Here is a 24695-nt window from a genome sequence, read left to right as displayed (position 1 = left end):
TTTCCAGTTTGCGGGCAATGCTGCCCAATAGCCTAATATGGGTCAGGTAACCCCAGTTTGCCAAGTATCGCCACTTCGGTTGTTTCCATCAAAGTGGCATCTTGGTCACGGATATGATCATACCCCAGCAAATGTAAAGTTGCGTGCACAATCAGGTGCGTCACATGATCCGCCAGCGGCTTGTTGCCGGCGTGCGCCTCAGCGGCGCAGGTGTCATAGGCAATGGCGATATCGCCAAGCTCACTCTCGGGGCCGGGTTGCGGCAGGTCAGGCACCGCGCCGGGGGTCTCGGGCGCGCGCTCGTCGCTTGGCCAGGACAGCACATTAGTCGGCTGTGGCTTTTCACGAAAATCGCCATTCAGCACCGCGATCCGCGCATCGTCACAGCCAAGAACGCCGATTTCAAAGGCACCGGGATCAAGCCCGAGATGCGCCAGCGTGGCTTTGGCCGCGCGTTCCGCCAATGCCTCAAGCTGCGCCGCCTGCCAGCGGTCGTCCTCAATCATCACCTCGGTCAGCATGCCTATCCCGCGCCCTTGCGTTATCCCTCGGCCTCATAGGCCTCGATGATTGCGGCCACAAGGGGATGGCGCACCACATCCCTGGATGTGAAATAGTTGAAGCTGATCTTGGGAATGGATTTCAAAAGCCGTTCGGCATCGGCAAGCCCCGACGGCACCCCGCGCGGAAGGTCGATTTGGGTGCGATCCCCGGTGATCACCATGCGGCTGCCCTCGCCCAGACGGGTCAGGAACATCTTCATCTGCATGGAGGTGGCATTTTGCGCCTCGTCGAGCACGACAAAGGCATTGCTCAGGGTGCGGCCGCGCATAAAGGCCAGCGGGGCGATCTCGATCCGCTTTTCCTCGATCAGCTTGGCAAGCTGTTTGCCGGGTAGGAAATCGTTCAGCGCGTCGTAAAGCGGCTGCATGTAGGGATCGACCTTATCCTTCATGTCGCCGGGCAGATAGCCAAGCTTTTCGCCCGCCTCGACCGCCGGGCGCGACAGGATGATGCGATCAACATGGCCTTCGATGAACATATTCACCGCCACCGCCACCGCCAGATAGGTCTTGCCGGTGCCCGCAGGGCCGATGCCAAAGGCAAGTTCATTGGCAAAAAGCGAATGCACATAGGCCTTTTGCGCGTCGGTGCGCGGCTCGACCAGCTTCTTGCGGGTCTTGATCTCGACCGCGCCGCCCTTGAACATCTCAAGCTGATCGCCGTCGCGCGCGCCGGTGCCCGCGTCCGATCCGCCCATGCGCAATTCGCGGTCCACATCGCCGTGTTCGACCCCCTTGCCGGTTTCGAGGCGGGCATAAAGCGCATTCAGCACATTCACCGCCTCGGCGGCGGCGGCCTCGTCGCCGATGATCGACAGGTGATTGCCGCGCCGGACGATCTGAACGCCAAGGTTGCGCTCGATCTCGGCCAGGTTCTTGTCATACTCGCCGCAGAGATCAATCAGCAGCATGTTGTCGGGAAATTCAATCACGGCTTCCTGAATCGAAGCCACGTCGGAGACGGGGGGCGGCGCGCTATGGACCAATCAGTTCTCCCAAAACCAGATGTGTGACGTCAGCCTGCCAAGTTGTGCGGCAAGGTGCAAGCGCCGGGCAGCGAAACTTTGCCCGCCACACAGGAAAACTGCGGGCCTTTCGGCCCGCAGTTCAATTTTCGACAGGTGCTCGCCACGCTCAGAGCGAATCCGGGATCGGGCTGCCGCCTTTGAAGTTGCCGGTGGCGACCGTCGCCGGACCAACCCCCGAACAGACCGGCTTGCCGAATTTGTCCAGACGTTGCGACAGGTAACCCTCGACACCATCGTCGATGATCCAGTGATCACAGCCGTTGGGATCAATCCAGATACCGGCCTGAAGTTGGCTCAGATGCTTTTTGTCGGTGCCGCGGTCCTTGGTCTTGTCTGGTCCGACTTCGCAGGCTGCAAGAAGGCCAATCGCGGGAATCAAAACTGCAAGTTTAACTATTTTCATCATCCGATCCCCTTAGCGCCAGCACATAATTTCGACACGGCGATTCTGGGCCATGCCTGCTGCGGTGTTGTTTGACGCCTTTGGCATCCGTTCGCCGTAGCCCCGTACATCGGCGATGCTTGCACCGGTGCTTTTGGCGACCGAGGCAACCGAATTGGCACGACGCAGCGAAAGGCCCATGTTGTATTCATCCGAGGCGCGGCTGTCGGTGTGACCGACGATGGTATAGGATACGGCCCCCGCTTGCTGGAAGAATTCCGTAAGGCGCTGACGACCGCTGGCATTGATGCGCGCACTGTCGGTGGCGAACATCTGATCGGTATTGATGACACCGCAAAGGTTCGCTTCGCGGCAGACCGGAATGCCCTGGCGGCTGACATGCGGGGACATATAGCCCTCGGCCCCGTCATCCATCACCCAATGTTCACAGCCATCGGGATCGACCCAGATTGTCGGGATATAGCGTTCGCCAACAACCGTGCGCGGCCCGCCACTCTGGGCAAAACTTGCCCCCGCTGTAACAGCGACACAGAGGGCAGCGGCGCAAACGCCCCTAGCCATGCCGCGCAGCGTATTCGAATTAATTTTCGTCACCACTACCGTCCTTCTATTGCCCCCAAGCAAGGCCGCAGTGGAACTCGCGGCCCAACCTTCAAATCATGAAAAATTGTAACAACAATCAGGATAAAGTGAAGCAAATTCTACCATATATTGTAGAACACATGGAAACAATGCATAGACAGTGCCGCAATTCTGCCACAATTGGGCCAAATTGTGGGGTTTTCAGGGCCTTATAAGCCGCCCGGCCAAAGAATTCGTGCCGCTCTCAATGATCTCGACAGGGACCAGATCACCCACCGCGACATCGGCATTGGCCACGTGAACCGCATGCAGATAGTCCGATTTACCCATCATCTGCCCCTCAAGGCGACCGGGTTTTTCGAACAGCACCCCCACGGTGCGCCCCACCATCGCGTCCTGAATGGCGCGCTGCTGGCGGGTGATCAGCGCTTGCAGACGCTGCAAACGCTCTGACTTCACGTCCTCCTCGACCTGCGCGCGCTCGGCGGCGGGGGTGCCGGGGCGGGTCGAATATTTGAACGAATAAGCATAGCCGTAATTGACCTCTTCAACGAGATCCATCGTAGCCTGAAAATCCGCTTCGGTCTCTTCCGGGAAACCGACGATGAAATCGCCCGACAACAGGATATCGGGGCGCGCCGCGCGAATACGCTCGATCAGGCGCAGATAGCTCTCGGCGGTATGGCTCCGGTTCATCCGTTTGAGGATTTTATCACTGCCCGATTGTACCGGAAGATGCAGATAGGGCATCAGCTTGGCACATTCACCATGCGCCGCGATAAGATCGTCGCCCATGTCGTTGGGATGGCTGGTGGTAAAGCGGATACGCTCCAGCCCGTCGATGTCATTCAGCGCCCAGATCAGCCGCGCCAATGTCCAGTCACCGCCACCCTCACCCGCGCCGTGATAGGCATTCACGTTCTGGCCCAGAAGGGTGATTTCGCGCACGCCGCGCTCGACAAGGTTACGGGCCTCTTCAAGGATGCGGCTGGCGGGGCGGCTAACCTCGGCGCCACGGGTATAGGGCACCACGCAGAACGCGCAGAATTTGTCACAGCCCTCCTGCACCGTCAAAAACGCGGTCGGCCCACGCGCGGCCTTGGGCCGGTGGCGCAGGGTGTCGAATTTGTCATCGGTCGGAAAATCGGTATCAAGCGCCGTGCCCCCGGCGCGCACCTTGGCCTCCATCTGCGGCAGGCGGTGATAGCTTTGCGGCCCGACCACCAGATCGACAAGCGGCTGGCGGCGCATGATCTCTTCGCCCTCGGCCTGCGCCACGCAACCCGCCACCCCGATCTTGAGATCGGGATTTGCCGTCTTGAGATCGCGAAAGCGGCCCAGTTCGGAATAGACCTTTTCGGCGGCCTTTTCGCGGATATGACAGGTGTTGAGCAGGATCATGTCGGCGTCATCGGGGGTCTGGGTTTCGACATAGCCCGCGCCGCCCATGGCCTCGGCCATACGCTCGCTGTCATAGACGTTCATCTGACAGCCATAGGTCTTGATAAAGAGTTTTTTCACATCGCCCATATGCCCGGCTCCTGCCACGGTTTCAGGGGGTCTGACTACATCACTTTCAGGGGCACTTGCAATGCGTGTGCGTTTGGCCGATTCTGGCACCAAAAGGACCGAGCAGAGCATGCCCTCACCGCGCCTCAAAGACTTTCTCGCCAATCCCGGCAAGGCCCTTGCAAAAGGGCCTGTGGCCATGGTGTTCGCCGAAGATCAGATCGAGTTGGATTCAACCCTGCGCCACCATCTTGATTCGGGGTTCAAATCCATACTGGTGTTTCTGCCCGACGGCTTTGATCTGGCGCCTGACGTGTCGATGTCGGAAAATGTCTATCGCATTCAGCATGATTTGGCAGGCGGTGACAGCCTGACTGAAGCGGTCAATGCGGTGATTGCCGCCGCGCCGGGGCTTTGGATGTATTACTGTTACAACGGTGAATACCTGTTCTATCCGTTCTGCGAGACGCGCAGCGTGGGCGAAATGCTGGCCTTTCATAGCGAAGAGCGGCGCGACGGCATGCTGTGCTATGTGATCGACCTCTATGCAAGCGATCTTGACGCCCACACCAATGCGGTGTCGCTGGAACAGGCGCATATGGACAAATCCGGCTATTACGCTCTGGCACGGCCCGATCCGGGCAATCACAACCACCCCAAGGAACGCCAGCTCGATTTCTTCGGTGGCCTGCGGTGGCGCTATGAAGAACATATCCCGGCCAAGCGCCGCAAGATCGACCGCATCGCGCTGTTCAAGGCCAAGCCAGAGTTGCACCTGCGCGAGGATCACACGTTCTCGGACGAGGAATACAACACCTATGCCTGCCCCTGGCATCACAACCTGACAAGCGCGATCGTGTCGTTTCGCACCGCCAAGGCGCTCAAGCGCAACCCCGGCTCGACCTTTGATATCCACACCTTCAAATGGCACAATTCCATTCCGTTTGAGTGGCATTCACGCCAATTGCTGGATTTGGGATTGATGGAACCGGGGCAATGGTTCTAGCAGTGTCGCGGCCTTTGGTTGTCGGGCTAGTTGTCCGGCTGGCTAGCGGGCACGCCCTCTGAGGCCCCGTCGAGCGCGGTACGATAGGATTTTGCCAGGCCTGAGCGTTCAAGCTGTTCATTGGCGCGCCCTGCAACATCCTTGAGAATGGCGTGCCCCTTGGGCGACAGGGCCGGGTCCTGCCAGATCGCGGCACCGATACAGCCGATCAGCGCGATCCTTACCGGCCAGGCCCAGAAACGGGCCCGTTTGGCGCGGGCCGCGTGGCGTTCTTCTCGTTGGGGGTTGCTATATCTTTGGGTCATCATGCGATAGAGGTATCACCGCATGATGGCATTATTTGGGCCAAAACCGGCCGGTATGTGACCTAGAGGTTTTCGGCCTGCGGCATGCCAAGCACGTGATAACCGCCATCGACATGGATGATCTCGCCCGAGGTGCAGGCACCGGCATCCGAGGCCAGATAGACCGCGGTGCCGCCGATTGCCTCAAGCGTCGCATTGGCCCGCAGCGGCGCGTTAAGCTCGGTATGCTTAAAGGTCTTGCGCGCGCCGCCAATCGCCGCACCCGCGAGGGTTTTCATCGGGCCGGGGCTGATCGCGTTGACGCGGATGCCGTCGGGGCCAAGATCATTGGCCAGATAGCGCGTCGCCGCCTCAAGCGCCGCCTTGGCCACGCCCATCACGTTATAGCTCGGCACAACCCGGTTGGACCCCTGATAGGTCAGGGTCAGCAATGTGCCACCGTTTTCCTTCATCAACGGATGCGCCCGTCGCGCCACTTCGATCAATGAGTAACACGAGATATCCATCGAGTTCTTGAAGTTCGCCCGACTGGTGTTCAGGAACCGGCCGGTAAGCTCGGATTTGTCGGAAAAGGCAATCGCATGCACGACAAAATCAATCGTCGGCCAACGCGCGGCCAGAGCCTCGAATGCGGCATCAAGCGACGCGTCATCGGTCACATCCACATCGACCATGAAATCCGACCCGACACTTGCCGCCAGTGGCTCCAACCGCTTGCCGAACGCCTCACCCTGGTAGCTAAAGGCCACTTCGGCCCCGGCCTCATGCAGCGCGCGGGCAATGCCCCAGGCGATCGAGCGGTCATTCGCCACCCCCATGACCAGCCCGCGTTTGCCCTTCATTGCCATATTCATATGCTTGTCATCCGTGATATTTGCTCAGAAGCATCGAGCCATTGGTGCCGCCAAAACCGAAACTGTTGGTCATGACCGTATCGAGCCCGGCATTATCCACCCGCGTGGTGGCGATTTCGGCCGGGTCAAGCGCGGGATCAAGCGTTTCGACATTGATCGAGGGAATGATGAAATCATGCTCCAGCGCGAGCAGGCAATAGACCGCCTCCTGTGCGCCGGTGGCGCCCTGGCTATGGCCGGTCATGGACTTCGTTGAGCTGATCGGCGGCACGTTTCCGGCGCCGAAGATGCGGCGCACCGCTTCGACCTCGCCAACATCGCCGACCGGGGTGCTGGTGCCATGGGCGTTGATGTAACCCACCTTGCGACCTTCGGGCAGCTGGCCAAGCGCCAGACGCATCGCGCGTTCGCCGCCCTCACCCGAGGGTGCCACCATATCGTGGCCGTCGCTGGTGGCGGCATAGCCGGTCACCTCGGCGTAGATCTTGGCGCCACGGGCAAGGGCGTGCTCCAGCTCTTCGAGAACCAGAATGCCACCGCCGCCCGAAATGACAAACCCGTCACGCCCCTCGTCAAAGGCACGGCTCGCCTTTTCGGGCGTGTCGTTATACTTGCTGGACATCGCGCCCATGGCGTCAAACAGACAGGACAGCGTCCAGTCAAGCTCTTCGCCGCCGCCCGCAAACATCACATCCTGCTTGCCCATCATGATCTGTTCGGCGGCATTGCCGATGCAATGCAGGCTGGTCGAACAGGCCGAGGTGATCGAATAGTTGATCCCCTTGATCTTGAATGCGGTCGCCAGATTGGCCGAAATAGTCGACGACATGCACTTGGGCACCGCAAAGGGGCCGATGCGTTTGGTTGCGTGGGTTTCAAGCGCGGTCTGATGCGCGGCAAGCATGGCACTGGTCGAGGGCCCGCCCGACCCGGCCACAAGCCCGGTGCGCGGATTGACGATATCGCTGTCCTCAAGCCCGGCATCGGCAATCGCCTGTTGCATCGCGATATGGGCATAGGCCGCCCCCGGCCCCATGAAGCGCAGCGCGCGTTTGTCGACATGTTCTTTCACGTCGATATTCACCGCCCCTGCGACCCGGCTGCGAAAGCCGTGCTCGGCCATCGCCTCATTTGCGGTAATGCCCGACTTGCCCGCTTTGAGCGAGGCCAGCACCTCTTGGGTGTTGTTCCCGATACTGGAAACAACACCCAGACCAGTCACCACAACTCGACGCATTTGCGTACTCCTTATTCCGCGCAGCTTAGTTTTCCGACAAAGCAACCTTCATGTCACTCACCTGATAGATGACCTCACCATCGGCCTCAACCCGGCCGTCGGCAACACCCATTGTCAGGCGGCGGCTTTGCACTGCCTTTGTAAAATCCACGTAATAGGTCAGCATCTTGCGCTCGGGGCGCACCATGCCGGTCAGTTTGACCTCGCCCACCCCAAGCGCATAACCGCGCCCCTGCCAGCCGCGCCAGCCAAGGTTGAAGCCGGTCAGCTGCCACAGGCCATCAAGACCAAGACAACCGGGCATGATCGGATTGCCCGGAAAATGGCATTTGAAGAACCACAGATCGGGGTGGATGTCGAATTCCGCCACCACATGGCCCTTGCCATGCGCGCCGCCATCGCCCGAAATCTCGGTGATCCGGTCCATCATGAGCATCGGCGGCTCGGGCAATTGCGCATTGCCCTCGCCAAACAATTCGCCGCGCGCACATTTCAGCAAGTCGTCACGATCAAAGCTGCTAGGATAATCGGCCATTCAGGCGGCCCCCTTTGTTTCAAAACCCTGTGTTACCAAACCCTCTATCACCGGGCAAAAGGCGCTTGCAAGCCTGCGGACTCATAGCAGCCCAAGGGAAGGTCGGTGATTTTTATTTGAATTCAGACCCAACCCGCCTCTATATTACAGGGAAACACGGGAAAGACCGAGGAATGACAGCGCAAGTGAACACCATAGCAACCGAGTGGCTTTCCGGGGCCGGGCTTCGCCCGACGCGACAGCGCGTCGCGCTTGCCACGCTTTTGGTCGGCGATGGCCAACACCGCCATGTCACCGCAGAAAGCCTGTTTGCCAGCGTGCAGGACATGGGCGAGAGCGTATCCTTGGCCACGGTCTATAATACGTTGCGCGCGTTTTGCGAGGTCGGCCTTGTGCAAGAGGTCACGGTTGACGGCTCCAAAAGCTATTTTGACACCAACACCCATGATCACCCGCATTTTTATTGGGAAGACAGCGGCACCCTGTCGGATGCGCCCGCCGATCAACTCAAGATCACGCAAGTGCCCGACGCGCCAGAGGGCGCCGAAATTGCCTCGGTTGATGTGGTCATCCGCCTGCGCCGGAAATGACAGTGCATACGGCTGGCACGGATCTTCGCTAAACCCGGATCTTCACTGAAAAGGCGGCCTCTAATATGCGCGCGATCTCTTACTCGCAATTCGGCCCCGCCAGCGACGTGCTTGGCCTGATCGAGCTTGACACACCAAACCCCGCACCGGGCGAGGTTCTGGTGCGGCTGCATGTCTCGGGCGTCAACCCGTCGGATGCCAAGGCCCGTGCAGGCGCACGCCCCGGCGTGACCAAACCCGCCTTTGATTTCATCATCCCCCATTCCGATGGCGCCGGCGTGATCGAAGCGGTCGGCGAGGGCGTTTCGCCCGCGCGCATCGGCGAGCGGGTGTGGGTCTGGAACGGCCAGTGGCAGCGCGCCCATGGCACCGCAGCCGAGTATATCGCCTTGCCCGGCGCACAGGCCGTGCCCCTGCCCGAGGGCGTCAGCTTCGAAACCGGCGCAACGCTTGGCATCCCCGGCCTGACGGCGGCGCATACGGTGTTTGGCGGCGGCGATGTGGCCGGGCAAAGTCTTTTGATTTCCGGCGGGGCCGGTGCGGTGGGCCATAACGCGGTGCAATTGGCCCATGCCGCCGGGGCGCGGGTGATCGCAACCTGCTCTGCGGGCGCGGCCGAGCGCGTCAAGGCGGCGGGCGCGGACCAGGTGTTTGACTATGCCGACCCCGACCTTGCCGCAAAGATCATCGAGACCACCGACGGCAAGGGTGTCGACCGCGCCGTCGAGGTTGAGTTTGGCGAAAACGCCCCGCTTTTGGCCGAGGTGATGGCACCGAATGCCACCATCGCCGCCTATGGTTCGGGGCAAAATATGACGCCGGTTCTGCCGTTCGGGCCATTTTTGTTCAAGGCGATCACGCTTGATATCACGCTGATCTATATTCTGGCCGACGCGCCGCGACGGGCCGCCATTGCGCGGCTACACAACGCCTTGAGCGAGGGTAGCCTCAGCCCCGCCATTCACGCGCATTACCCGCTCACCGACTGTGCCGCCGCGCAAGATGCTGTGATGACACCGGGGCGCGCGGGTGCGGTTCTGCTCGACATCGCCTGACGCGCGCCCCCAGATTTTTGTCGAAAAATCTGTCCCCCGAAACCGCTGCGCGCGCCGTGGGGAAACCACGGCGCGCGCTACATCTTGTCGGTCAATGGCTGTCTCGCGGTCAGGCGATCTCGACAAGCTCGATGGCAAAGGTCAGATCCTTGCCCGCCAGCGGATGGTTGGCATCCAGAACCACCTGTTCTTCGGTCACCTCGACCACGGTGACCGGCATCACCTGACCCTGCGGCGTCTGCACCTGAAGCTGCGTGCCCACCTCAAGCGGGATATCCGCCGGGATTTCGGCGCGCGGCACGGCCTGCTGGGCATTGGGGTCAGGGTGGCCATAGGCCTGATCGGCGGGCACTTCGACGGTTTTCTTGTCGCCCACGGTCATGCCCGGCATCGCCGCATCAAGGCCCGGAATGATCTGGCCCGAGCCGACCGCGAATTCCAGCGGATCGCGGCCTGCGCTGCTGTCGAAGGTGCTGCCATCGGTCAGCGTCCCTGTGTAGTGAATGCGAACGGTATCGCCCGATTTAACTTGCGTCATGAAATATCCAATCGTGGTGGGGGATGGGTTTGAAAGGCTGCGCGCCATGCGCAGGTGCTTTGAGTGATGCGCGAATCTAACCATCCCTGCTCCGATTTGCAAACCGATCCTGTTTCACGCGCCAACCATTCACGCGAGCGTTATGCGAGGGGGTCTTTCCCCCCCTGAAAATCCGTGCCACTCTGCGCGCAATTCATTGACCGGCGCGGCGGGATGTCCCCTTTCGCGCGCCCCTGCCCCCGGAGGCCTCATGCCCATAACCACCTGTATTTTCGACGCCTATGGCACGCTGTTTGACGTCGCCGCCGCCGCCCGCAACGCCGCCGCCGAGCCGGGCCGCGAGGTCTTTGCCCGCCACTGGCCCGCGATTGCCGAGAAATGGCGCCTCAAACAGCTGCAATATACCTGGCTGCGTGCGGTTATGGGCGAACACACAGGGTTCTGGCAGGTCACCCAGGACGGGCTTGACTGGGCGATGGAATCAGAAGGTCTTGGCGACGACAGCGATCTGCGCGAACGTCTGCTCCAGCTTTACTGGGAACTTGAGGCCTATCCAGAGGTGCCCGCCATGCTGCACGCGCTGAAAGACGCCGGGATGAACACCGCGATCCTGTCCAACGGCGCGCCCGACATGCTTGACGGGGCGGTCAAATCGGCGGGCATCGGCGATGTGCTCGACGATGTTCTCTCGGTCGAAAGCGTCGGCATCTTCAAACCGGCGCGCGTGGTTTACGACCTTGTCGGCAAGCGATTTGGCTGTGCGCCCGATGAGGTGTTGTTCGTGTCCTCGAATGGCTGGGATGTCAGTGCGGCGGCGGGCTATGGCTTTGCCACGGCCTGGGTCAACCGCGCGGGCGATCCGGTGGACAGGCTCCCGGCAACTCCCAAAACCATACTGAGCGATCTGACCGGCATTCCCGGTCTGGCGGGCGCCTGATGGCACGTTTCACCACATCGGACGGGCTTGAGCTTTACTACACAGACATTGGCGCGGGCCGCCCGATCCTCTGCCTTGCGGGGCTGACGCGCAACAGCGATGACTTCAGCTTTCTGGCCCCGCATCTTGCCGGTCACCGGCTGATCGCTATGGATTATCGCGGGCGCGGGCAATCCGCCCATGACCCGGATTTCACCAATTACAACATCCTGCGCGAAGGTCAGGATGCGCTTGAATTGCTCGATCACCTTGGCCTTGATCAGGTTACGCTGATCGGCACGTCGCGCGGCGGGCTGATCGCCATGGCGCTCGCTTATGGGCACCCGGCGCGCCTGCGGGCGGTGGTTCTCAACGATATCGGGCCGGATGTAGATGCAAAGGGCCTTGAGCGGATCATGGATTATGTCGGTAAGGAACCGGGCCTGCCCGATCTGGACAGTGCCGCACAGGCGCTGGCGCATGTGCATGGCCCCGATTTTGCCGGGGTCAGCCTTGATCGCTGGCGCAAGCAGGCCGCGTTCATGTTCTGTGAAAAACCCGGCGGCGGGCTTGGGCTGCGCTATGATGCCAAGCTGCGCGACGCCCTCACCGGTCAGGCGGGCACCGGCGAGACCGCCGATCTCTGGCTGCTGTTCGATGCGCTCAAGGACATCCCGCTGGCGGTGATCAAAGGCGAGAACTCCGACCTTCTGACCGCTGCGACCCTGGCCAGGATGCAAGAGCATCACACCGGCCTGATTGCCGCCGTGGTGCCCGATCGCGGCCATGTGCCCTTTCTTGACGAAGCCCCGGCGCTTGCCGCCATTCACAACCTTCTGGACCAAACCGCATGACCGATATCACCATGATCCGCTCTGCCGCCGCGCGCCTCAGGGGGCATGCCCGGCGCACCCCGCTTTTATCCTCGCCGTTTCTCGATGAGATCGCCGGGCGCCGGGTCTTCGTGAAACCCGAATGCCTGCAACATACCGGCAGCTTCAAGTATCGCGGCGCGCGCTCGGCGGTGTCGGCGCTTGATCCCGACGCCCGCGCCCGTGGTGTGATCGCATTTTCAAGCGGCAACCATGCGCAGGGTGTGGCCCTGGCGGCGCGCGAACATGGCGTGCCTTCGGTGATCATCATGCCAAGCGATTCACCGCGCATGAAGATCGACAACACCCGCGCCCTTGGGGCCGAGGTGGTTCTCTATGACCGCGACACCGAGGATCGCGACGCCATCGGCGCGCGCCTTGCGGGCGAGCGCGGCCTGACCCTGATCAAACCCTATGACGAGCCGCAGGTGATTGCCGGGCAGGGCACCACCGGGCTTGAGATCGCCGAAGATGCGAACGCGCTTGGCGTAACGCAGGCCGATGTTCTGGCCTGCTGTGGCGGTGGCGGGCTGACCTCTGGCATTGCGCTTGCGCTTGAGGCGGATGCGCCCGGCCTGCGCGCCCGCCCCTGCGAGCCGCAGGGCTTTGACGACGTCACCCGCTCGCTTGTCTCTGGCAAGATCGAGCGCAATGCGCGTTTGTCAGGAAGCCTCTGCGACGCCATCGTCACGCCACAGCCCGGCGATATCACCTTTCCGATCATGACGCGTCTCTGTGGCCCCGGCCTTGTCGTAAGTGACGATGAATGCCTGCACGCCATGGCGCTCGCCTGGTCGCGCCTCAAGGTCGTCGCCGAACCCGGCGGCGCCGCAGCCCTTGCCGCGGCCCTGTTTCACGTCGATCAGATCGAGGGCGACGCGGTATTTGCCACCATTTCAGGCGGCAATGTCGATGCCGGGGTGTTCCAGACCGCCCTGACCCGATTTGCCTGAGGGGGTGCCATGGCGTTCGCGGAATTTGACGACATAAGGCTTCACTATCTTGACGAGGGCCCACGCAATGGCCCGCCGATTGTCTTTGCCCATGCGCTTGGCACCGGCACGCTGCTCTGGGATGCGATCCTGCCGCTTTTGCCGACGGGCCTGCGCATCATCCGCTATGACGCGCGCGGGCATGGCCTCTCGTCCTGTCCGCCCGCCCCCTATTCCATGGGCACATTGGTGCGCGACGCCGAACGACTGCTCGATCACCTTTCGGTACGCGAGGCGATGTTCGTGGGCCTGTCGATTGGCGGCATGGCGGCGCAGGGGCTGGCGGTCAAGCGCCCCGATCTCATCCGCGCCATGGTTCTGTCGAATACCGCCGCCAGGATCGGCACGCCCGAACTCTGGGCTGCCCGGATCGCCACCGCCCGCGCGGGCGACATGGCAGAGCTTGCCCGCGCCTCTTGCGAGCGCTGGTTCACCCGCGCCTTCATCAAGGAAAACAAGCATCTGCCCTGGCTTGATCTTCTGACGCGGCACGATCCAGAGGGCTATATCGGCTGTGCCTCGGCGATTTCCGGGACGGATTTTTACACCCCCACCTCGGGGCTGCGCCTGCCGGTGCTCGGGATTGCGGGCTCTGAGGATGGCTCGACCCCGCCCGATCTTGTGCGCGAAACCGTCGACCTTATTCCCGGCTCGCGGTTTCAGCTGATACGCCGCGCGGGTCACGTGCCCCCGGTCGATCAGCCTGGGGATTATGCCCGCCACCTCGGTGACTTCCTGCGCGCCACCGGCCACATCTGAAACCGCAAAGCGGGCGATAATCCGACAATCCCCACTTGCGATGGCGCGCGAATCCGGGTCACCTGCCCCAAACGCATAAAGGGAGCGCCGCCATGCCAACCATCAAAGCCGCCGTCTGTCACAGCTTCGGCGCGCCGCTTTTGATCGAGGATGTCGAGTTGCGCGCCCCCGAAAGAGGCGAGATCGAGGTTGATCTGGATGCTGTCGCCATCTGTCACTCCGACATTTCCTATGCCGAGGGCGGTTGGGGCGGATCGCTTCCGGCGGTTTATGGCCACGAAGCCGCCGGCCACATAAGCGCCATCGGCGAGGGCGTCACCGGCTTTGCGCCGGGCGATCCGGTGGTCGTCACCCTAATCCGTTCTTGCGGCTCCTGCCCAAGCTGTGGCTCGGGTCGCCCGACAGGGTGCGAAACCCGCTATGACGGCGGTCTCGGACCGCTCAGCACCACCTCGGGCACCACCCTGCATCAGGCGATGGCCTGCGGCGCCTTTGCGCAAAAGGTCGTGGTCGATCAAAGCCAGATCGTGAAACTCCCCGAGGGCATCGACATGGCCTCGGCCTGCCTTCTGGCCTGTGGCGTAATCACCGGCGTCGGGGCGGTGGTCAATGCCGCCGGACTGCGCGCCGGTCAGGACGTGGTGGTGATCGGCGCCGGGGGGGTCGGCCTCAACGCCATTCAGGGCGCGCGCATCGCCGGCGCCCGGCGTATCGTGGCGGTCGACATGAGCGAGGAGAAACTTGGCGTCGCCCGCGAATTCGGCGCCACCGACGGCGTGCTCGCCACCGGCGACAAACCCTGGCGCGCCGCCAAGGCGGCAATGGGGCGCGGCGCCGATGTGGTGCTCGTCACCGTCGGTGCCGCCGCCGCCTATGACCAGGCCCCGCGCTACCTTGCGGGCGGCGGCAAGATGATCATGGTCGGCATGCCCCATAGCGGCTCGCCCTCAACCTACGAAGCCGTAAGCTTCGCCGCCGCCGGTCAATCCATGATCGGCTCTTACGCAGGCGAGGTGGTCATCCGCCGCGACATCCCCTGGATGGTCGACCTCTACCAACAGGGCCGGTTGAAACTCGACGAACTCATCTCGGGGCGCTGGCGCCTCGATCAGATCAACGAGGCCATCGCCGACACCAAAACCGGCGCCGCCCGGCGCAACGTGATCCTCTTCAAATGACCCCATATTTCTTCTGGCCATAAATATCCCGGGGGGTGTGGGGGGCAGCGCCCCCCACCCGGTCGGATCGCGGCACGCGATCCGAAACCCGCCACACAGATCGGAGCATGACATGAAACTCAGGGATCTCGACATCATCGTCACCTCCCCACCGGCCCCGGGCTGGGGCGGGCGCTACTGGATTTTGGTCAAACTCACCACCGACGACGGGATCACCGGCTGGGGCGAATGCTATGCAAGCTCCGTCGGCCCAGAAGCGATGCGCGCCGTGATCACCGATGTTTTCAGCCGTCATATGCAGGGCGAGAACCCCGAGAATATTGAGCTGATGTTCCGCCGCGTCTATTCCTCGGGCTTCACACAGCGCCCCGACCTGACCGTCATGGGCGCCTTTTCGGGGCTGGAAATCGCCTGTTGGGATATCCTCGGCAAGGCGCGCGACCGTCCGGTCTATGCATTGCTCGGCGGCAAGATGAACGACCGCATCCGCGCCTATACCTATCTCTACCCCCTGCCCCATCACGACCTCACCGCATTCTGGACCTCGCCCGAGATGGCCGCGGAGTCGGCGCTTGATTGCGTGGCGCGCGGCTTTACCGCGATCAAGTTCGACCCCGCCGGCCCCTACACGATGCGCGGCGGTCACATGCCCGCAATGTCGGATATCTCGCTTTCGGTGGCCTTCTGTCGCGCCATCCGCGAGGCGGTCGGCGATCGCGTCGATCTGTTGTTCGGCACCCATGGGCAGTTTACCACCGCAGGCGCGATCCGGCTTGGCAAGGCGATCGAGCCCTATTCACCGCTCTGGTATGAAGAACCCGTTCCGCCCGACAATATCGCGGAAATGGCGCGCGTCGCAGCGGCCGTCAACATCCCCATCGCCACCGGCGAGCGGCTGACCACCAAGGCCGAATTCGCCCCTGTCCTGCACGCCGGGGCGGCGGCCATCCTGCAACCGGCCCTGGGCCGCGCGGGCGGCATCTGGGAGATGAAAAAGGTCGCCGCCATCGCCGAGACCTATAACGCCCAGATGGCGCCGCACCTTTATGCCGGCCCGGTGGAATGGGCGGCCAATATTCATCTGGCGGCTTCGATCCCGAATATCCTGATGGCCGAAACCATCGAGACCAAATTTCACAATGACCTGATCAAAGGCGCGATCCGGGTTGAGGATGGCTTTATCCTGCCGCCCGAGGCATCCGGACTTGGCATCGAGGTCGATGAGGCTCTGGCACACGCGCACCCCTATGACGGCAAGGGGCTGCATCTGGAAATGCAGGAGGCGCCCTGCGATTATGCCAATGGCAACAGCTTTGCCGGAGGTGCCCCGATCAAGACCGAATAGGCCCGTTCCTCAGGGCAAAACATGAAGCCAGACCCAGGCGGTGACAATCGTCAGCGCGGTGGACAAGAGCACGCTTGACGCGGTCACGCGTTTGGCATGGCCATAGATATTGGCGAAGATATAGGCGTTCACGCCGGGCGCCATCGCCGCCGTGACCACCGCCGAGCGCATCGACTCTGTCGAGAGGTCAAAGGCGCGACCAAAGCCGAAGGTGATCAGCGGATGCGCCACAAGCGCGACCGCACAGACGTAAAAAATCACCCGCCAATCGCCCTCGGGGCGGTATTGCACCAACACCCCGCCAAGCCCGAACAAAGCCGTCGGCAACGCCGCGCGCACCATCAGATCAAGCCCATCGTTGAGCGGCCCCGGCAGGGCAATCCCCGAGAGATTGACCGCAAAGCCAAGCGCCACGCCCATGATAAGCGTGTTGGAAAACATCGCCTTGAGCACCTTGACCACCACCGCAGGCCCCGCCGCCCCGCGCGCCTTGACGATCTCCATGACGGTGATGCCGATGCCGTAGCAGAATGGCGAATGCATTGAAATAATGGCGAAATTCGCGGTCATTGAGGCCGGTCCATAGGCCCGCTCCATGATTGGCAGGCCAAGCAGGACCGAGTTCGAGAACAAACAGCAAAAGCCGATCGCGACCGCGTCCTCCCAGCAGCGCGAGAACAGATATCGCGCGCCGAACAGCCCCAGAGAAAACCCCGCCAAAGCGCCGGTGTAAAAGCTGGTGAGCAAGCGCCAGTCGAAGCTCTGACCCAAATCAAGCCGCGAGATTGCGCTGAACAAGAGGCAGGGAATGGCGAATTTCTGGGTGAAGGTCATGAGGCCGTCAACGCCGGCCTGGCTGAACCAGCCGCGCCAGACCGCGAGATAGCCAAAGCCGATCACAAGAAAGACCGGCAGGATAACTTCGATCAGCTCCTGCATCGGCTCAGACCGAATAGCGGATGGTCAAGCCATCATACGCCGGGGTGATATGTTCGGGCAACTCGCCGACAAGGGTCTGATAATCCATGTCGATATGCATATTGGTCAGGATACCCCGGCGCGGCGCGGCGCGCGCGATCCATTCAAGCGAGCGCGCAAGGTGGGCGTGCGTCGGGTGCGGCGTGCGGCGCAGCGCATCGAGCACCCAGCAATCAAGCCCCTCAAGCACCGGCCAGACATCCTCGGGGATCGCCGCCACATCGGGCAGATAGGCAAAGTCGTTCACACGAAAGCCAAGCGCCTCGATCGAGCCGTGATTAACCTCGAACGGCTGCAAGGCCACCGTGCCCCCGGCGCCGGTGATCTCGAACGGCCCGTCGATGGTGTGCATGTCAAGGATTGGCGGATAGGGGCTATCCTCGGGCTGGGTAAAGGCATAGCCAAAGCGCGCATAAAGCGCGTTTTGCGTGTCGCCATCGGCCCAGACCGGCAGGCGTTGACGCATGTTGAACACGATCATCCGCAGATCGTCGATGCCATGTACGTGATCGGCGTGGCTATGGGTATAGACCACCGCATCAAGCGCACCGACGCCCGCATCCAGAAGCTGGGCGCGCAAATCAGGCGAGCTGTCGACCAGAATGCGGGTGATCCCGCCCTCGCCTTCGCGCTCGATCAAAAGCGAACAGCGCCGCCGGGTGTTCCTGGGATTATCCGGGTCGCACTCGCCCCAATGCCCGCCAAGGCGCGGCACGCCGCCCGATGACCCACAGCCAAGAATGGTAAAGCGCAGCTCACCCATCACAGCACCGCCTTGGGGAACAGGCGCTCGAAATTCGCCTCGGTCTGGGCGGCAAATTCGGGCCAATCCATGCCGAACACCTCGGCGCCTTTCTGGGCGGTGTGAAAGGTATAGGCGGGCTCGTTGCGCTTGCCGCGATAGGGCGGCGGCGCAAGGTACGGCGCGTCGGTTTCCACCAGAATCCGGTCGACCGGGGCGCTGGCAAAGATATCGCGCACGTCCTGGCTTTTGGGAAAGGTGGCGATGCCCGACATCGACAAATAGAACCCAAGCTCAAGCACGGCCCTGGCCAGTTCTGGCCCCGAGGAAAAGCAATGCATGACACAGCTATAAGCGCCATTGCGATACTCTTCGCTCAGGATCTGGGCCATATCCTCATCGGCGCCGCGCGCGTGGATGATCAGCGGCAGGCCGGTCTGGCGCGCCGCCTCAATATGGATACGCAGGCTTTGCTTTTGGATATCGGCGCTCTCCGATGTGTAGTGGTAGTCAAGCCCGGTTTCGCCGATGCCGACAAACTTGGGGTGCGCGGCAAGCCGGGTCAGGTCTTCGACACTGACCAATGGCTCTGAGGCGGCACTCATCGGGTGGGTGCCGGCGGCATAGAACACCGGCGCGTATTTTTCGGCAATGGCGCGCACCTGGGGTTCGCTGCGCAGTTTGGTGCAGATTGTGACCATGCGATGCACGCCCACGTCAAGCGCGCGCTCGATCACCTGATCGCGCTCGTCGTTGAAATCGGGAAAATCGAGGTGGCAATGGCTGTCGGTGATCTTGATATCCTGGGTCATGTCTATCCTTGCGCGGGCCTTAGCCTGCGGCGGTTTTCTGGATTTTGAACACCGTATCAAGCACCAGCGCGGCAGGGTCAAGGTTGACCGCCCGCCCGTGTCGGGCGCGCGCGCCGATCTCTTGCGCGCAATCGGCCCAAGCCCGCGCCCTTTGTTGGTCCGGCGAGAGGCGCGCCATAAGTGCTGCCTCACCTGTGGCGGCCTCGATTGCGGGGGGGTGGCCCACCGCTCCGCTGCGCGCCAGACGCGCCAGCATCAGGTCGGTCAGCCCCATCAGAAGATCAAGCCGCTCTTCGGCGCCACGGGTCGCCGCCGCCTCGGCGAGTTTGAGCGCGCGCGACCGATCTAGCCGCGGCAGGCTGTCGAGCAGGCCGACCAGCTCGCTATAGATCTTGAGCCCGCCAAGATTGATCAGGCGCACCGCCTCGCCGACCGATCCGCCCGACAGTTCGGCCAAGGCACCCGCGTCGCCCTCGGGGATGATGCCGGCCTGATCCAGCGCCTGCGCCATCTCCGGCGCGCCCAGTGGGTGTAGCCGTAGCGAGCGACAGCGCGAACGGATCGTCGGCAAAAGCCCCGAGGGCTGATGGCTGATCAACAGGATCGTGGTGCGCGCGGGCGGCTCTTCAAGCATTTTCAGAATGGCATTGGCGGCCTGGGTGTTGAGGTCATCGGCGGCATCGACAATCACCACCCGCCGCCCGCCATCCGCCGCCGAAAGCGAAAAGAAATTGCCAAGGCGGCGCACCTCTTTGACCAGGATCTCGCTGGCCAGCCGGTCGCCCTTTTCCGTCGCCCCGCGCCGCAGCAAGAACAGCCCCGGATGGGACAGCGCCAGCACCCGGCGCGCCACCGGATGATCGGGCGCGATATCAAGCGTGGTGGGCGGCGGCGGCGCGCCGAACAACCCGTCGTCCTGCGCCAACGGCGTGGCCAGCAGGAACCGCGCAATCGACCAGGCCAGCGTCGCCTTGCCAACGCCGCGCGGCCCGGTGATCAGCCAGCCGTGATGCAGACGCCCAGTATTGAAGGCATCGAGGAATTCAGCCTCGGCCGCCCCCTGCCCGATCACCTGCCCGGTTTCACGCGGATGCGGCGCGCCCTCGACGCGGTCAGGGTCCGGCAAATCGCTGGTGCTCATGACAAATGCCCCCCGACCACGGCGGCGACATCGCGCGCCACCTCGTCCGGCCCGCGATTGCCGTCGATGATGACAATCCGGTCGCCAAATTCTTCTGCCAACGCCAGAAACCCGGCGCGCATCTTTTGCTGCAAGCCTTCGCCGAAGGATTCAAACCGCTCTTCGGCGCCGCCGCGCGACAGGGCCCGGCCAAGCCCGGTGGCCGGGTCGATATCAATCAACAGCGTCAGGTCCGGTTCGCGCCCGATCATCAGGTCGTGCAACTGATCCACCGCAGCGCGCAGATCGCCGCGGCTCAGCCCCTGATACATCCGCGTGCTATCGGCAAAGCGGTCGCAGATCACCACCGAGCCCGCCGCAATCGCCGGGGCAATCGTGCGCTCCAGATGGTCACGCCGGGCGGCGGTGAACAACAGCACTTCGGTTTCCGCCGACCAGCGGTCGCCGTCGCCCGTCAGCACTAGGTTGCGAATTTCCTCGGCGCCCGGGCTTCCGCCCGGTTCGCGTGTCAACACCACGTCGCGGCCCTGCGCGCCAAGCGCCTCGGCCAAAAGCCGCGCCTGTGTCGATTTGCCAGAGCCGTCGATGCCCTCGAAACTGATGAAAAGGCCCGGCCCGCTCAAAGCGCCCCCTCGGGCCCTTGTTGCAACCGCGTCAGCAACAGCCCCGAGACCGTACGCAGTCGCGCGACAAAGCCGCCCTTTGCCACATCCTCGGCGGCCACAAGCGGCACGCGGGTTGCGGGCAGGCCCTCGGGGGCAAAGACCAGCTCTGCGATCCTGTCGCCCTGCTTTACCGGCGCACGCACCGGCCCGGTAAAGACCACCTCGGCCTTGAGCACATCGCTTCCGAGCACCGGCATGAGGGTGCTGATATCCTCGGCCGGGGTCAGACCGACGCTATCGGTCTCGCCCATCCAGACCGGGGCGCGGGCCACTTCCTCACCGGCCTTGACCACGGATTTCTGAGCAAACTGGCGAAACGCCCAGTTCACGATCGCCTCGGATTCACGGGCCCGTGCCTGAACAGTTTCCAGCCCCGACAGCACGAACACCACCCGGCGATCACCCTGTTGCGCCGATCCGGTCAGACCATAGCCCGCCTGTTGCGTATGCCCGGTCTTGAGGCCATCCGCCCCCACCCCGAGGCTAAGAAGCGGATTGCGATTGCTCGAATTGCGCGGCGCGCGGCCGTCGAACAAAAACTCGGTTTCGGCGAACATCGGATAGAACTCGGGGAAATCGGTGATGATGTGGCGTGCCAGAAGTGCCAGATCGCGCATGCTCATCTCATGGCCCGCGGCCGGCCAGCCGTTCGAGTTCTTGAAGGTCGAATTGGTCATGCCCATTTGCTGGGCGCGCTGTGTCATGAAGGTGGCAAAGCCGGCCTCGGACCCATCCGGGCTCAGGGCTTCGGCGATCACCGCGCAGGCATCATTGCCCGACAGCACGATGATACCGCGCAACAGATCCTCGACCCGGACCCGGTCGGTGGTGTCAAGAAACATCGTCGAGCCGCCATAGCTCATGGCGTGGCGCGACACCGGCAAACGCTCTTCCAGCGACAGGCGACCATCGCGGATCGCCTCGAAGGCGACGTAAAGCGTCATCAGCTTGGACATCGAGGCCGGCGGCAGCGGCATGTCGGCGTTCTTGTCCAGGAGCACCGTGCCGGTTGTCATGTCAAACACGAAAGCCGCCTTGGCGCTTGTGTCAAACGCCTGCGCCGGAAGCGCAAGGACCAGACCCAACACGATGGAAGCAAGTATACGGCGGATGAAAAGCGTCATGACGCCCCCCCCGGATCAATTGGTGACAGGATAGGCATCGTCAAAGCCGATACCCTTGATTTTCTTTAGCAAGACACCCCGCTCAGAGGCACTTGTGGCCGGGCCGACAATGACTCGCCAAAAGGTTTTGCCTTGCGAATTCTGTTCGATCACCGTGGGCACCATGCCGGCCTGCCGCATCGCGGTGGCGGTGTTGCTCGCGTTTTGCTCGACGCTGAAAATTCCGATCTGAATAAACGGTTTTTCGAGCGATGAGGCGCGTTTTGCGGGGGCTGCTGCGGGCGCGGGCACTGGTTTGGGCTTGGCAGCGGGCGCAGGGCTCGGGGTGGCGGCAGTCTCGGCCTCGGCTGCGTCAATCGCGGCGGCGGCGCCCGCGATCGGGTCAAGCGAAGTTGCCTCGATATCGCTTGGCGCGGCAAGGTCTGCGGTTTGTGCCTCTTCCGGGGTGTCTGCGGCCTCTGGGGCGACAGGCGTTTCCTCGCGCCGAAGCGCGGTCACGTTCAGTTGCACCGGCGCCCCGGCCAGCATGCCAAGCGCATTGGCCGCATCCGAAGAGACCTGCAATGGCGGGCCGGGATTATCCCGCTCGCGGCGGAACAGCGCGCCGATCACGAATTTCGAATTCCCCGTGTTGCGTATGATGACGCGCTCGGGATCCTTGACATCGGGATGCGCGACCCAGACCCCGCCAAGCGAGGGGCGGCCATCCCAAAGGCCCATATCGGTGACTTGAAACACACCCGGCGCCTCGACATCACGTTCTACCAGTTTCACGGTCGACGTCTTTGTCGTGCCCTCGGCTGTCTGGCCCGGCTTGGCCTGAAACGGATTGAAATTCGCACCGTCTTCACAGCCCGCCAGAACCGCAAACCCGATGCTTGCCACGACCAGCCTGTGCCAGCGCGCATGACCTCGTGAATCCTTGACAGCTGATTGACTAAACATGCATTGCCCCTTGCCTGTGAACACGCCCCAAAAGCGCGCCTCGCCGGTTTGTCCGGTCCTGTTGATAACCACTCTGCGGCACCCCGCCCGCGCGCAGTCTAGCGCCTTGCCTTGCCCAAGAAAAGCACGCAGGTGCAGGATGCGCGAATTTCCCCGCAAAACAACACCTTTCAGAATCGCAAAAGCCATTGTAGAGGATCATGCGTCGGAGGAGTGGCAGAGTGGTCGAATGCACCGGTCTTGAAAACCGACGAGGGTGAAAGTCCTCCGTGGGTTCGAATCCCACCTCCTCCGCCACGGAAAGCCAGCGAAAAAGCCGCCAATCCACTGATTTACCTTATGAAATTCAATACACAGCCATCTACTGGCGCCATATTCAATCTTTTTTACTATACATTTCACATTACAATGTGCGACCTATAGAGACGCGAATTTGGAGGGTTGGCTGCATGGCGATTAAGAAACGCGGCAAAGTATGGCAGCTCTATAAGCGCGTGCCAAAACGATATGAGTCGATCGAGCCACGCAAATTTGTTTGGTTATCCCTCCATACTGACAGCCAGTCACAAGCGGAACAAAAAGAACCGGCCACTTGGGCGCAGATGATTGAGGCATGGGAAGCCAAGTTAGCCGGGAATTCATCGGATGCGGAACAACGGTTTGAGGCAGCGCGGGATTTGGCCGCCGCACGCGGCTTCCGCTACATGCGTGCCGACCGGGTGGCGCAGGTGTCGCGTGATGAATTTTTACAGCGTATAGAGGCTGTAACGGGGCCAGATAATGACCCTGACCTGATAGACGCGGCTGCAATGCTGGGCGGCGCTAAAGAACCGACAATCACTATATCGCGCGCCCTGGAGATATATTGGAGATTGGCCGCTGATGAGACGCTCGGAAAGAGCGTCGATCAGGTGCGCCGCTGGAAAAACCCAAGGATCAAAGCCATTGGGAATCTTATAGCCGTGATTGGTGATAAACCTATAAATGAGATATCCGGTGATGATATGTTGGATTTCCGGCAGTGGTGGTTTGAACGGATGGAATCAAATGGCCTAACCGCCAACAGCGCCAAAAAGGATTTAGGCCATATCGGCACCGTCCTGAAAACCGTCAACAAAATGAAACGCCTTGGGCTGGTCCTGCCTCTAAGCGATCTTGCCTTTGGTGCCGGTGAGGCCAAACAGCGGCCACCTTTCTCTGATAGCTGGATACGCGACAAGATACTTGCGCCCGGTGCGCTGGACGGTCTGAACAGTGAAGCTAAGGGCATCCTACTGGCGATGATCAACACAGGAGCGCGGCCAAGTGAGTTGGCGGCACTTACTGCCGACCAGATCAGGTTGGCTGGCAACGTGCCGCATATCTCGATTGAGGCGGTTGACAGACAGTTGAAAAGCGCAAACGCGCGGCGTGTCATTCCCTTGTGCGGCATAAGTCTAGAGGCGATGCGCGAATTCCCGGAGGGGTTCCCAAGATATCGCAGCAATCCCGCAAGCCTGTCCGCGACCGTGAACAAGTATCTGCGCGCCAATGGCCTCTTAGAGACGCCCAAACACACGCTGTATGGGCTCCGGCACAGTTTCGAGGATAGGCAATTAGCGGCTAGTATTGATGAACGTATCAGGCGCGACCTTATGGGTCATGCGTTGGAGCGTGAGCGCTATGGCAATGGCGCGTCATTGGATCAAATGCAGCGGCTGGTTCAAGCAACGGCCTTGTGACCGGCGGCAACGGCACGGGCGCGGCTGATTGTGTCGTTTTGGTTTTCGAGCGTGGCAATTTCACGCTCAACTCTTTCAAAGATCGGAATATACACTGGGTCAGCCAACACCAATGCAGCGGCTTTGCGCCGTGCTGGAATAGCCCCCTGAAAGTGGTCCACCACCTGGGATAGATTTGTCCCGTAACTTGGAGGATCAGCGATGGCTGGAGAACGAGAGAAACCCGAAGATATTGTATCGAAGCTTCGGCAGGTTGAAGTTCTGCAGGGACAAGGCGCGACGATTGCCGAGGCGGTGCGT

Annotated in this window: 27 protein-coding genes and 1 tRNA gene; 11 read left to right on the top strand and 17 right to left on the bottom strand. The window is 61.9% G+C overall.

Annotation, left to right across the window (positions count from 1 at the left end; translation table 11 throughout):
* Positions 1 to 32 precede the first annotated feature (32 nt).
* The 5 genes from ybeY to miaB all read right to left on the bottom strand — a co-directional run bounded on the left by ybeY (position 33) and on the right by miaB (position 4106).
* The gene (ybeY, locus tag BMZ91_RS07445; RefSeq protein ID WP_092836462.1) at positions 33 to 521 is read right to left on the bottom strand and encodes an rRNA maturation RNase YbeY; all 489 of its coding nucleotides are present in this window, start codon (positions 519 to 521) and stop codon (positions 33 to 35) included.
* Positions 522 to 541: 20 nt separating this feature from the next.
* Positions 542 to 1474 carry a PhoH family protein gene (locus BMZ91_RS07440; protein ID WP_092836856.1) on the bottom strand — a complete coding sequence of 311 codons (933 nt, stop codon included), beginning with the start codon at positions 1472 to 1474 and terminating at the stop codon, positions 542 to 544.
* A gap of 223 nt (positions 1475 to 1697) precedes the next feature.
* On the bottom strand, positions 1698 to 1994 hold the full coding sequence (locus BMZ91_RS07435) for a hypothetical protein (RefSeq protein WP_092836853.1): 297 nt from the start codon (positions 1992 to 1994) through the stop codon (positions 1698 to 1700).
* A gap of 12 nt (positions 1995 to 2006) precedes the next feature.
* Positions 2007 to 2555, bottom strand: coding sequence for an OmpA family protein (locus BMZ91_RS07430; protein WP_092836850.1), 549 nt, complete (start codon positions 2553 to 2555; stop codon positions 2007 to 2009).
* A 222-nt stretch (positions 2556 to 2777) separates the two neighbouring features.
* Complete coding sequence (miaB, locus tag BMZ91_RS07425) at positions 2778 to 4106, bottom strand: tRNA (N6-isopentenyl adenosine(37)-C2)-methylthiotransferase MiaB (protein WP_092836459.1); 1329 nt, start codon at positions 4104 to 4106, stop codon at positions 2778 to 2780.
* 109 nt (positions 4107 to 4215) lie between these two features.
* On the opposite strand from miaB, the gene BMZ91_RS07420 reads away from it, so the two are divergent.
* A complete protein-coding gene (locus tag BMZ91_RS07420) occupies positions 4216 to 5091 on the top strand; it encodes a glycosyltransferase family 2 protein (RefSeq protein ID WP_092836847.1) in 876 nt (291 codons plus the stop codon).
* Positions 5092 to 5117: 26 nt separating this feature from the next.
* Here BMZ91_RS07420 and BMZ91_RS07415 read toward each other — a convergent pair whose 3' ends face one another.
* Genes BMZ91_RS07415 through fabA form a run of 4 tightly spaced genes read right to left on the bottom strand, consistent with a single transcriptional unit; the run spans position 5118 to position 8022 of the window.
* Entirely contained in the window at positions 5118 to 5399 is a 282-nt protein-coding gene (locus tag BMZ91_RS07415; protein WP_092836456.1) for a hypothetical protein, read from the bottom strand.
* A gap of 59 nt (positions 5400 to 5458) precedes the next feature.
* Positions 5459 to 6250, bottom strand: a complete 792-nt coding sequence (locus tag BMZ91_RS07410) for an enoyl-ACP reductase FabI (protein ID WP_092836453.1) — start codon at positions 6248 to 6250, stop codon at positions 5459 to 5461.
* A 7-nt stretch (positions 6251 to 6257) separates the two neighbouring features.
* Positions 6258 to 7487: a beta-ketoacyl-ACP synthase I gene (fabB, locus tag BMZ91_RS07405; RefSeq protein WP_092836450.1), complete on the bottom strand. Its 1230-nt coding sequence runs from the start codon at positions 7485 to 7487 to the stop codon at positions 6258 to 6260.
* Positions 7488 to 7512: 25 nt separating this feature from the next.
* Entirely contained in the window at positions 7513 to 8022 is a 510-nt protein-coding gene (gene fabA / locus BMZ91_RS07400; protein WP_092836447.1) for a bifunctional 3-hydroxydecanoyl-ACP dehydratase/trans-2-decenoyl-ACP isomerase, read from the bottom strand.
* 173 nt (positions 8023 to 8195) lie between these two features.
* Between fabA and irrA the strand changes: the two genes are divergently transcribed.
* Complete coding sequence (gene irrA, locus BMZ91_RS07395) at positions 8196 to 8612, top strand: iron response transcriptional regulator IrrA (protein WP_092836439.1); 417 nt, start codon at positions 8196 to 8198, stop codon at positions 8610 to 8612.
* Between the two features lie 65 nt (positions 8613 to 8677).
* Positions 8678 to 9667 carry an NADPH:quinone reductase gene (locus BMZ91_RS07390; RefSeq protein ID WP_092836436.1) on the top strand — a complete coding sequence of 330 codons (990 nt, stop codon included), beginning with the start codon at positions 8678 to 8680 and terminating at the stop codon, positions 9665 to 9667.
* 109 nt (positions 9668 to 9776) lie between these two features.
* On the opposite strand, the gene BMZ91_RS07385 is transcribed toward BMZ91_RS07390, so the two are convergent.
* Entirely contained in the window at positions 9777 to 10205 is a 429-nt protein-coding gene (locus BMZ91_RS07385; protein WP_092836844.1) for an FKBP-type peptidyl-prolyl cis-trans isomerase, read from the bottom strand.
* A 250-nt stretch (positions 10206 to 10455) separates the two neighbouring features.
* Here BMZ91_RS07385 and BMZ91_RS07380 point away from each other — a divergent pair, with 250 nt between their 5' ends.
* The 6 genes from BMZ91_RS07380 (at position 10456) to BMZ91_RS07355 (ending at position 16267) form a co-directional block, all read left to right on the top strand.
* Positions 10456 to 11142 carry a haloacid dehalogenase type II gene (locus tag BMZ91_RS07380; RefSeq protein ID WP_092836433.1) on the top strand — a complete coding sequence of 229 codons (687 nt, stop codon included), beginning with the start codon at positions 10456 to 10458 and terminating at the stop codon, positions 11140 to 11142.
* The gene (locus BMZ91_RS07375) at positions 11142 to 11975 is read left to right on the top strand and encodes an alpha/beta fold hydrolase (RefSeq protein WP_092836430.1); all 834 of its coding nucleotides are present in this window, start codon (positions 11142 to 11144) and stop codon (positions 11973 to 11975) included. Before BMZ91_RS07380 ends, BMZ91_RS07375 begins: the two co-directional genes overlap by 1 nt.
* Positions 11972 to 12946, top strand: a complete 975-nt coding sequence (locus BMZ91_RS07370; protein WP_092836427.1) for a threonine ammonia-lyase — start codon at positions 11972 to 11974, stop codon at positions 12944 to 12946. The genes BMZ91_RS07375 and BMZ91_RS07370 overlap by 4 nt, the downstream gene beginning before the upstream one ends.
* A 9-nt stretch (positions 12947 to 12955) precedes the next feature.
* The gene (gene pcaD / locus BMZ91_RS07365; protein ID WP_092836401.1) at positions 12956 to 13744 is read left to right on the top strand and encodes a 3-oxoadipate enol-lactonase; all 789 of its coding nucleotides are present in this window, start codon (positions 12956 to 12958) and stop codon (positions 13742 to 13744) included.
* A gap of 92 nt (positions 13745 to 13836) precedes the next feature.
* The gene (locus BMZ91_RS07360; protein ID WP_092836399.1) at positions 13837 to 14922 is read left to right on the top strand and encodes a zinc-binding dehydrogenase; all 1086 of its coding nucleotides are present in this window, start codon (positions 13837 to 13839) and stop codon (positions 14920 to 14922) included.
* A gap of 112 nt (positions 14923 to 15034) precedes the next feature.
* Positions 15035 to 16267 carry a mandelate racemase/muconate lactonizing enzyme family protein gene (locus BMZ91_RS07355; protein ID WP_092836397.1) on the top strand — a complete coding sequence of 411 codons (1233 nt, stop codon included), beginning with the start codon at positions 15035 to 15037 and terminating at the stop codon, positions 16265 to 16267.
* 9 nt (positions 16268 to 16276) lie between these two features.
* Here BMZ91_RS07355 and BMZ91_RS07350 read toward each other — a convergent pair whose 3' ends face one another.
* From BMZ91_RS07350 to BMZ91_RS07320, 7 genes are read right to left on the bottom strand one after another with little or no spacing between them, the layout of a single operon-like run.
* Complete coding sequence (locus BMZ91_RS07350; RefSeq protein WP_092836395.1) at positions 16277 to 17206, bottom strand: AEC family transporter; 930 nt, start codon at positions 17204 to 17206, stop codon at positions 16277 to 16279.
* A 4-nt stretch (positions 17207 to 17210) separates the two neighbouring features.
* Complete coding sequence (locus tag BMZ91_RS07345) at positions 17211 to 18008, bottom strand: MBL fold metallo-hydrolase (protein ID WP_092836381.1); 798 nt, start codon at positions 18006 to 18008, stop codon at positions 17211 to 17213.
* On the bottom strand, positions 18008 to 18799 hold the full coding sequence (locus tag BMZ91_RS07340) for a TatD family hydrolase (RefSeq protein WP_092836374.1): 792 nt from the start codon (positions 18797 to 18799) through the stop codon (positions 18008 to 18010). The genes BMZ91_RS07345 and BMZ91_RS07340 overlap by 1 nt, the downstream gene beginning before the upstream one ends.
* Before the next feature lie 19 nt (positions 18800 to 18818).
* On the bottom strand, positions 18819 to 19940 hold the full coding sequence (locus tag BMZ91_RS07335) for a DNA polymerase III subunit delta' (RefSeq protein ID WP_092836371.1): 1122 nt from the start codon (positions 19938 to 19940) through the stop codon (positions 18819 to 18821).
* A complete protein-coding gene (gene tmk, locus BMZ91_RS07330; protein WP_092836369.1) occupies positions 19937 to 20563 on the bottom strand; it encodes a dTMP kinase in 627 nt (208 codons plus the stop codon). Before tmk ends, BMZ91_RS07335 begins: the two co-directional genes overlap by 4 nt.
* Positions 20560 to 21729, bottom strand: coding sequence for a D-alanyl-D-alanine carboxypeptidase family protein (locus BMZ91_RS07325; RefSeq protein ID WP_177193812.1), 1170 nt, complete (start codon positions 21727 to 21729; stop codon positions 20560 to 20562). The genes tmk and BMZ91_RS07325 overlap by 4 nt, the downstream gene beginning before the upstream one ends.
* A 15-nt stretch (positions 21730 to 21744) precedes the next feature.
* Entirely contained in the window at positions 21745 to 22674 is a 930-nt protein-coding gene (locus BMZ91_RS07320) for an SPOR domain-containing protein (RefSeq protein WP_092836838.1), read from the bottom strand.
* A gap of 207 nt (positions 22675 to 22881) precedes the next feature.
* Here BMZ91_RS07320 and BMZ91_RS07315 point away from each other — a divergent pair.
* Together BMZ91_RS07315 and BMZ91_RS07310 are read left to right on the top strand one after the other, a co-directional pair.
* A tRNA-Ser gene (locus BMZ91_RS07315) sits at positions 22882 to 22971 on the top strand.
* A 152-nt stretch (positions 22972 to 23123) separates the two neighbouring features.
* A complete protein-coding gene (locus tag BMZ91_RS07310; RefSeq protein WP_092836364.1) occupies positions 23124 to 24395 on the top strand; it encodes a site-specific integrase in 1272 nt (423 codons plus the stop codon).
* Positions 24396 to 24695: the final 300 nt, after the last annotated feature.

Source organism: Roseovarius lutimaris (genome assembly GCF_900115165.1).
Taxonomy (GTDB): domain Bacteria; phylum Pseudomonadota; class Alphaproteobacteria; order Rhodobacterales; family Rhodobacteraceae; genus Roseovarius; species Roseovarius lutimaris.
The sequence above is the reverse complement of the archived record's forward strand: the minus strand, read 5'-3'. Positions and strand labels throughout refer to the sequence as shown.

What these genes read in the sequence shown, in the direction of transcription:
- ybeY (WP_092836462.1), bottom strand. Translation starts at nt 521, where the DNA reads ATGCTGACCGAGGTGATGATTGAGGACGACCGCTGGCAGGCGGCGCAG.
- BMZ91_RS07440 (WP_092836856.1), bottom strand. Translation starts at nt 1,474, where the DNA reads ATGCTGCTGATTGATCTCTGCGGCGAGTATGACAAGAACCTGGCCGAG.
- BMZ91_RS07435 (WP_092836853.1), bottom strand. Translation starts at nt 1,994, where the DNA reads ATGAAAATAGTTAAACTTGCAGTTTTGATTCCCGCGATTGGCCTTCTT.
- BMZ91_RS07430 (WP_092836850.1), bottom strand. Translation starts at nt 2,555, where the DNA reads ATGGCTAGGGGCGTTTGCGCCGCTGCCCTCTGTGTCGCTGTTACAGCG.
- miaB (WP_092836459.1), bottom strand. Translation starts at nt 4,106, where the DNA reads ATGGGCGATGTGAAAAAACTCTTTATCAAGACCTATGGCTGTCAGATG.
- BMZ91_RS07420 (WP_092836847.1), top strand. Translation starts at nt 4,216, where the DNA reads ATGCCCTCACCGCGCCTCAAAGACTTTCTCGCCAATCCCGGCAAGGCC.
- BMZ91_RS07415 (WP_092836456.1), bottom strand. Translation starts at nt 5,399, where the DNA reads ATGATGACCCAAAGATATAGCAACCCCCAACGAGAAGAACGCCACGCG.
- BMZ91_RS07410 (WP_092836453.1), bottom strand. Translation starts at nt 6,250, where the DNA reads ATGAATATGGCAATGAAGGGCAAACGCGGGCTGGTCATGGGGGTGGCG.
- fabB (WP_092836450.1), bottom strand. Translation starts at nt 7,487, where the DNA reads ATGCGTCGAGTTGTGGTGACTGGTCTGGGTGTTGTTTCCAGTATCGGG.
- fabA (WP_092836447.1), bottom strand. Translation starts at nt 8,022, where the DNA reads ATGGCCGATTATCCTAGCAGCTTTGATCGTGACGACTTGCTGAAATGT.
- irrA (WP_092836439.1), top strand. Translation starts at nt 8,196, where the DNA reads ATGACAGCGCAAGTGAACACCATAGCAACCGAGTGGCTTTCCGGGGCC.
- BMZ91_RS07390 (WP_092836436.1), top strand. Translation starts at nt 8,678, where the DNA reads ATGCGCGCGATCTCTTACTCGCAATTCGGCCCCGCCAGCGACGTGCTT.
- BMZ91_RS07385 (WP_092836844.1), bottom strand. Translation starts at nt 10,205, where the DNA reads ATGACGCAAGTTAAATCGGGCGATACCGTTCGCATTCACTACACAGGG.
- BMZ91_RS07380 (WP_092836433.1), top strand. Translation starts at nt 10,456, where the DNA reads ATGCCCATAACCACCTGTATTTTCGACGCCTATGGCACGCTGTTTGAC.
- BMZ91_RS07375 (WP_092836430.1), top strand. Translation starts at nt 11,142, where the DNA reads ATGGCACGTTTCACCACATCGGACGGGCTTGAGCTTTACTACACAGAC.
- BMZ91_RS07370 (WP_092836427.1), top strand. Translation starts at nt 11,972, where the DNA reads ATGACCGATATCACCATGATCCGCTCTGCCGCCGCGCGCCTCAGGGGG.
- pcaD (WP_092836401.1), top strand. Translation starts at nt 12,956, where the DNA reads ATGGCGTTCGCGGAATTTGACGACATAAGGCTTCACTATCTTGACGAG.
- BMZ91_RS07360 (WP_092836399.1), top strand. Translation starts at nt 13,837, where the DNA reads ATGCCAACCATCAAAGCCGCCGTCTGTCACAGCTTCGGCGCGCCGCTT.
- BMZ91_RS07355 (WP_092836397.1), top strand. Translation starts at nt 15,035, where the DNA reads ATGAAACTCAGGGATCTCGACATCATCGTCACCTCCCCACCGGCCCCG.
- BMZ91_RS07350 (WP_092836395.1), bottom strand. Translation starts at nt 17,206, where the DNA reads ATGCAGGAGCTGATCGAAGTTATCCTGCCGGTCTTTCTTGTGATCGGC.
- BMZ91_RS07345 (WP_092836381.1), bottom strand. Translation starts at nt 18,008, where the DNA reads ATGGGTGAGCTGCGCTTTACCATTCTTGGCTGTGGGTCATCGGGCGGC.
- BMZ91_RS07340 (WP_092836374.1), bottom strand. Translation starts at nt 18,799, where the DNA reads ATGACCCAGGATATCAAGATCACCGACAGCCATTGCCACCTCGATTTT.
- BMZ91_RS07335 (WP_092836371.1), bottom strand. Translation starts at nt 19,940, where the DNA reads ATGAGCACCAGCGATTTGCCGGACCCTGACCGCGTCGAGGGCGCGCCG.
- BMZ91_RS07325 (WP_177193812.1), bottom strand. Translation starts at nt 21,729, where the DNA reads ATGACGCTTTTCATCCGCCGTATACTTGCTTCCATCGTGTTGGGTCTG.
- BMZ91_RS07320 (WP_092836838.1), bottom strand. Translation starts at nt 22,674, where the DNA reads ATGTTTAGTCAATCAGCTGTCAAGGATTCACGAGGTCATGCGCGCTGG.
- BMZ91_RS07310 (WP_092836364.1), top strand. Translation starts at nt 23,124, where the DNA reads ATGGCGATTAAGAAACGCGGCAAAGTATGGCAGCTCTATAAGCGCGTG.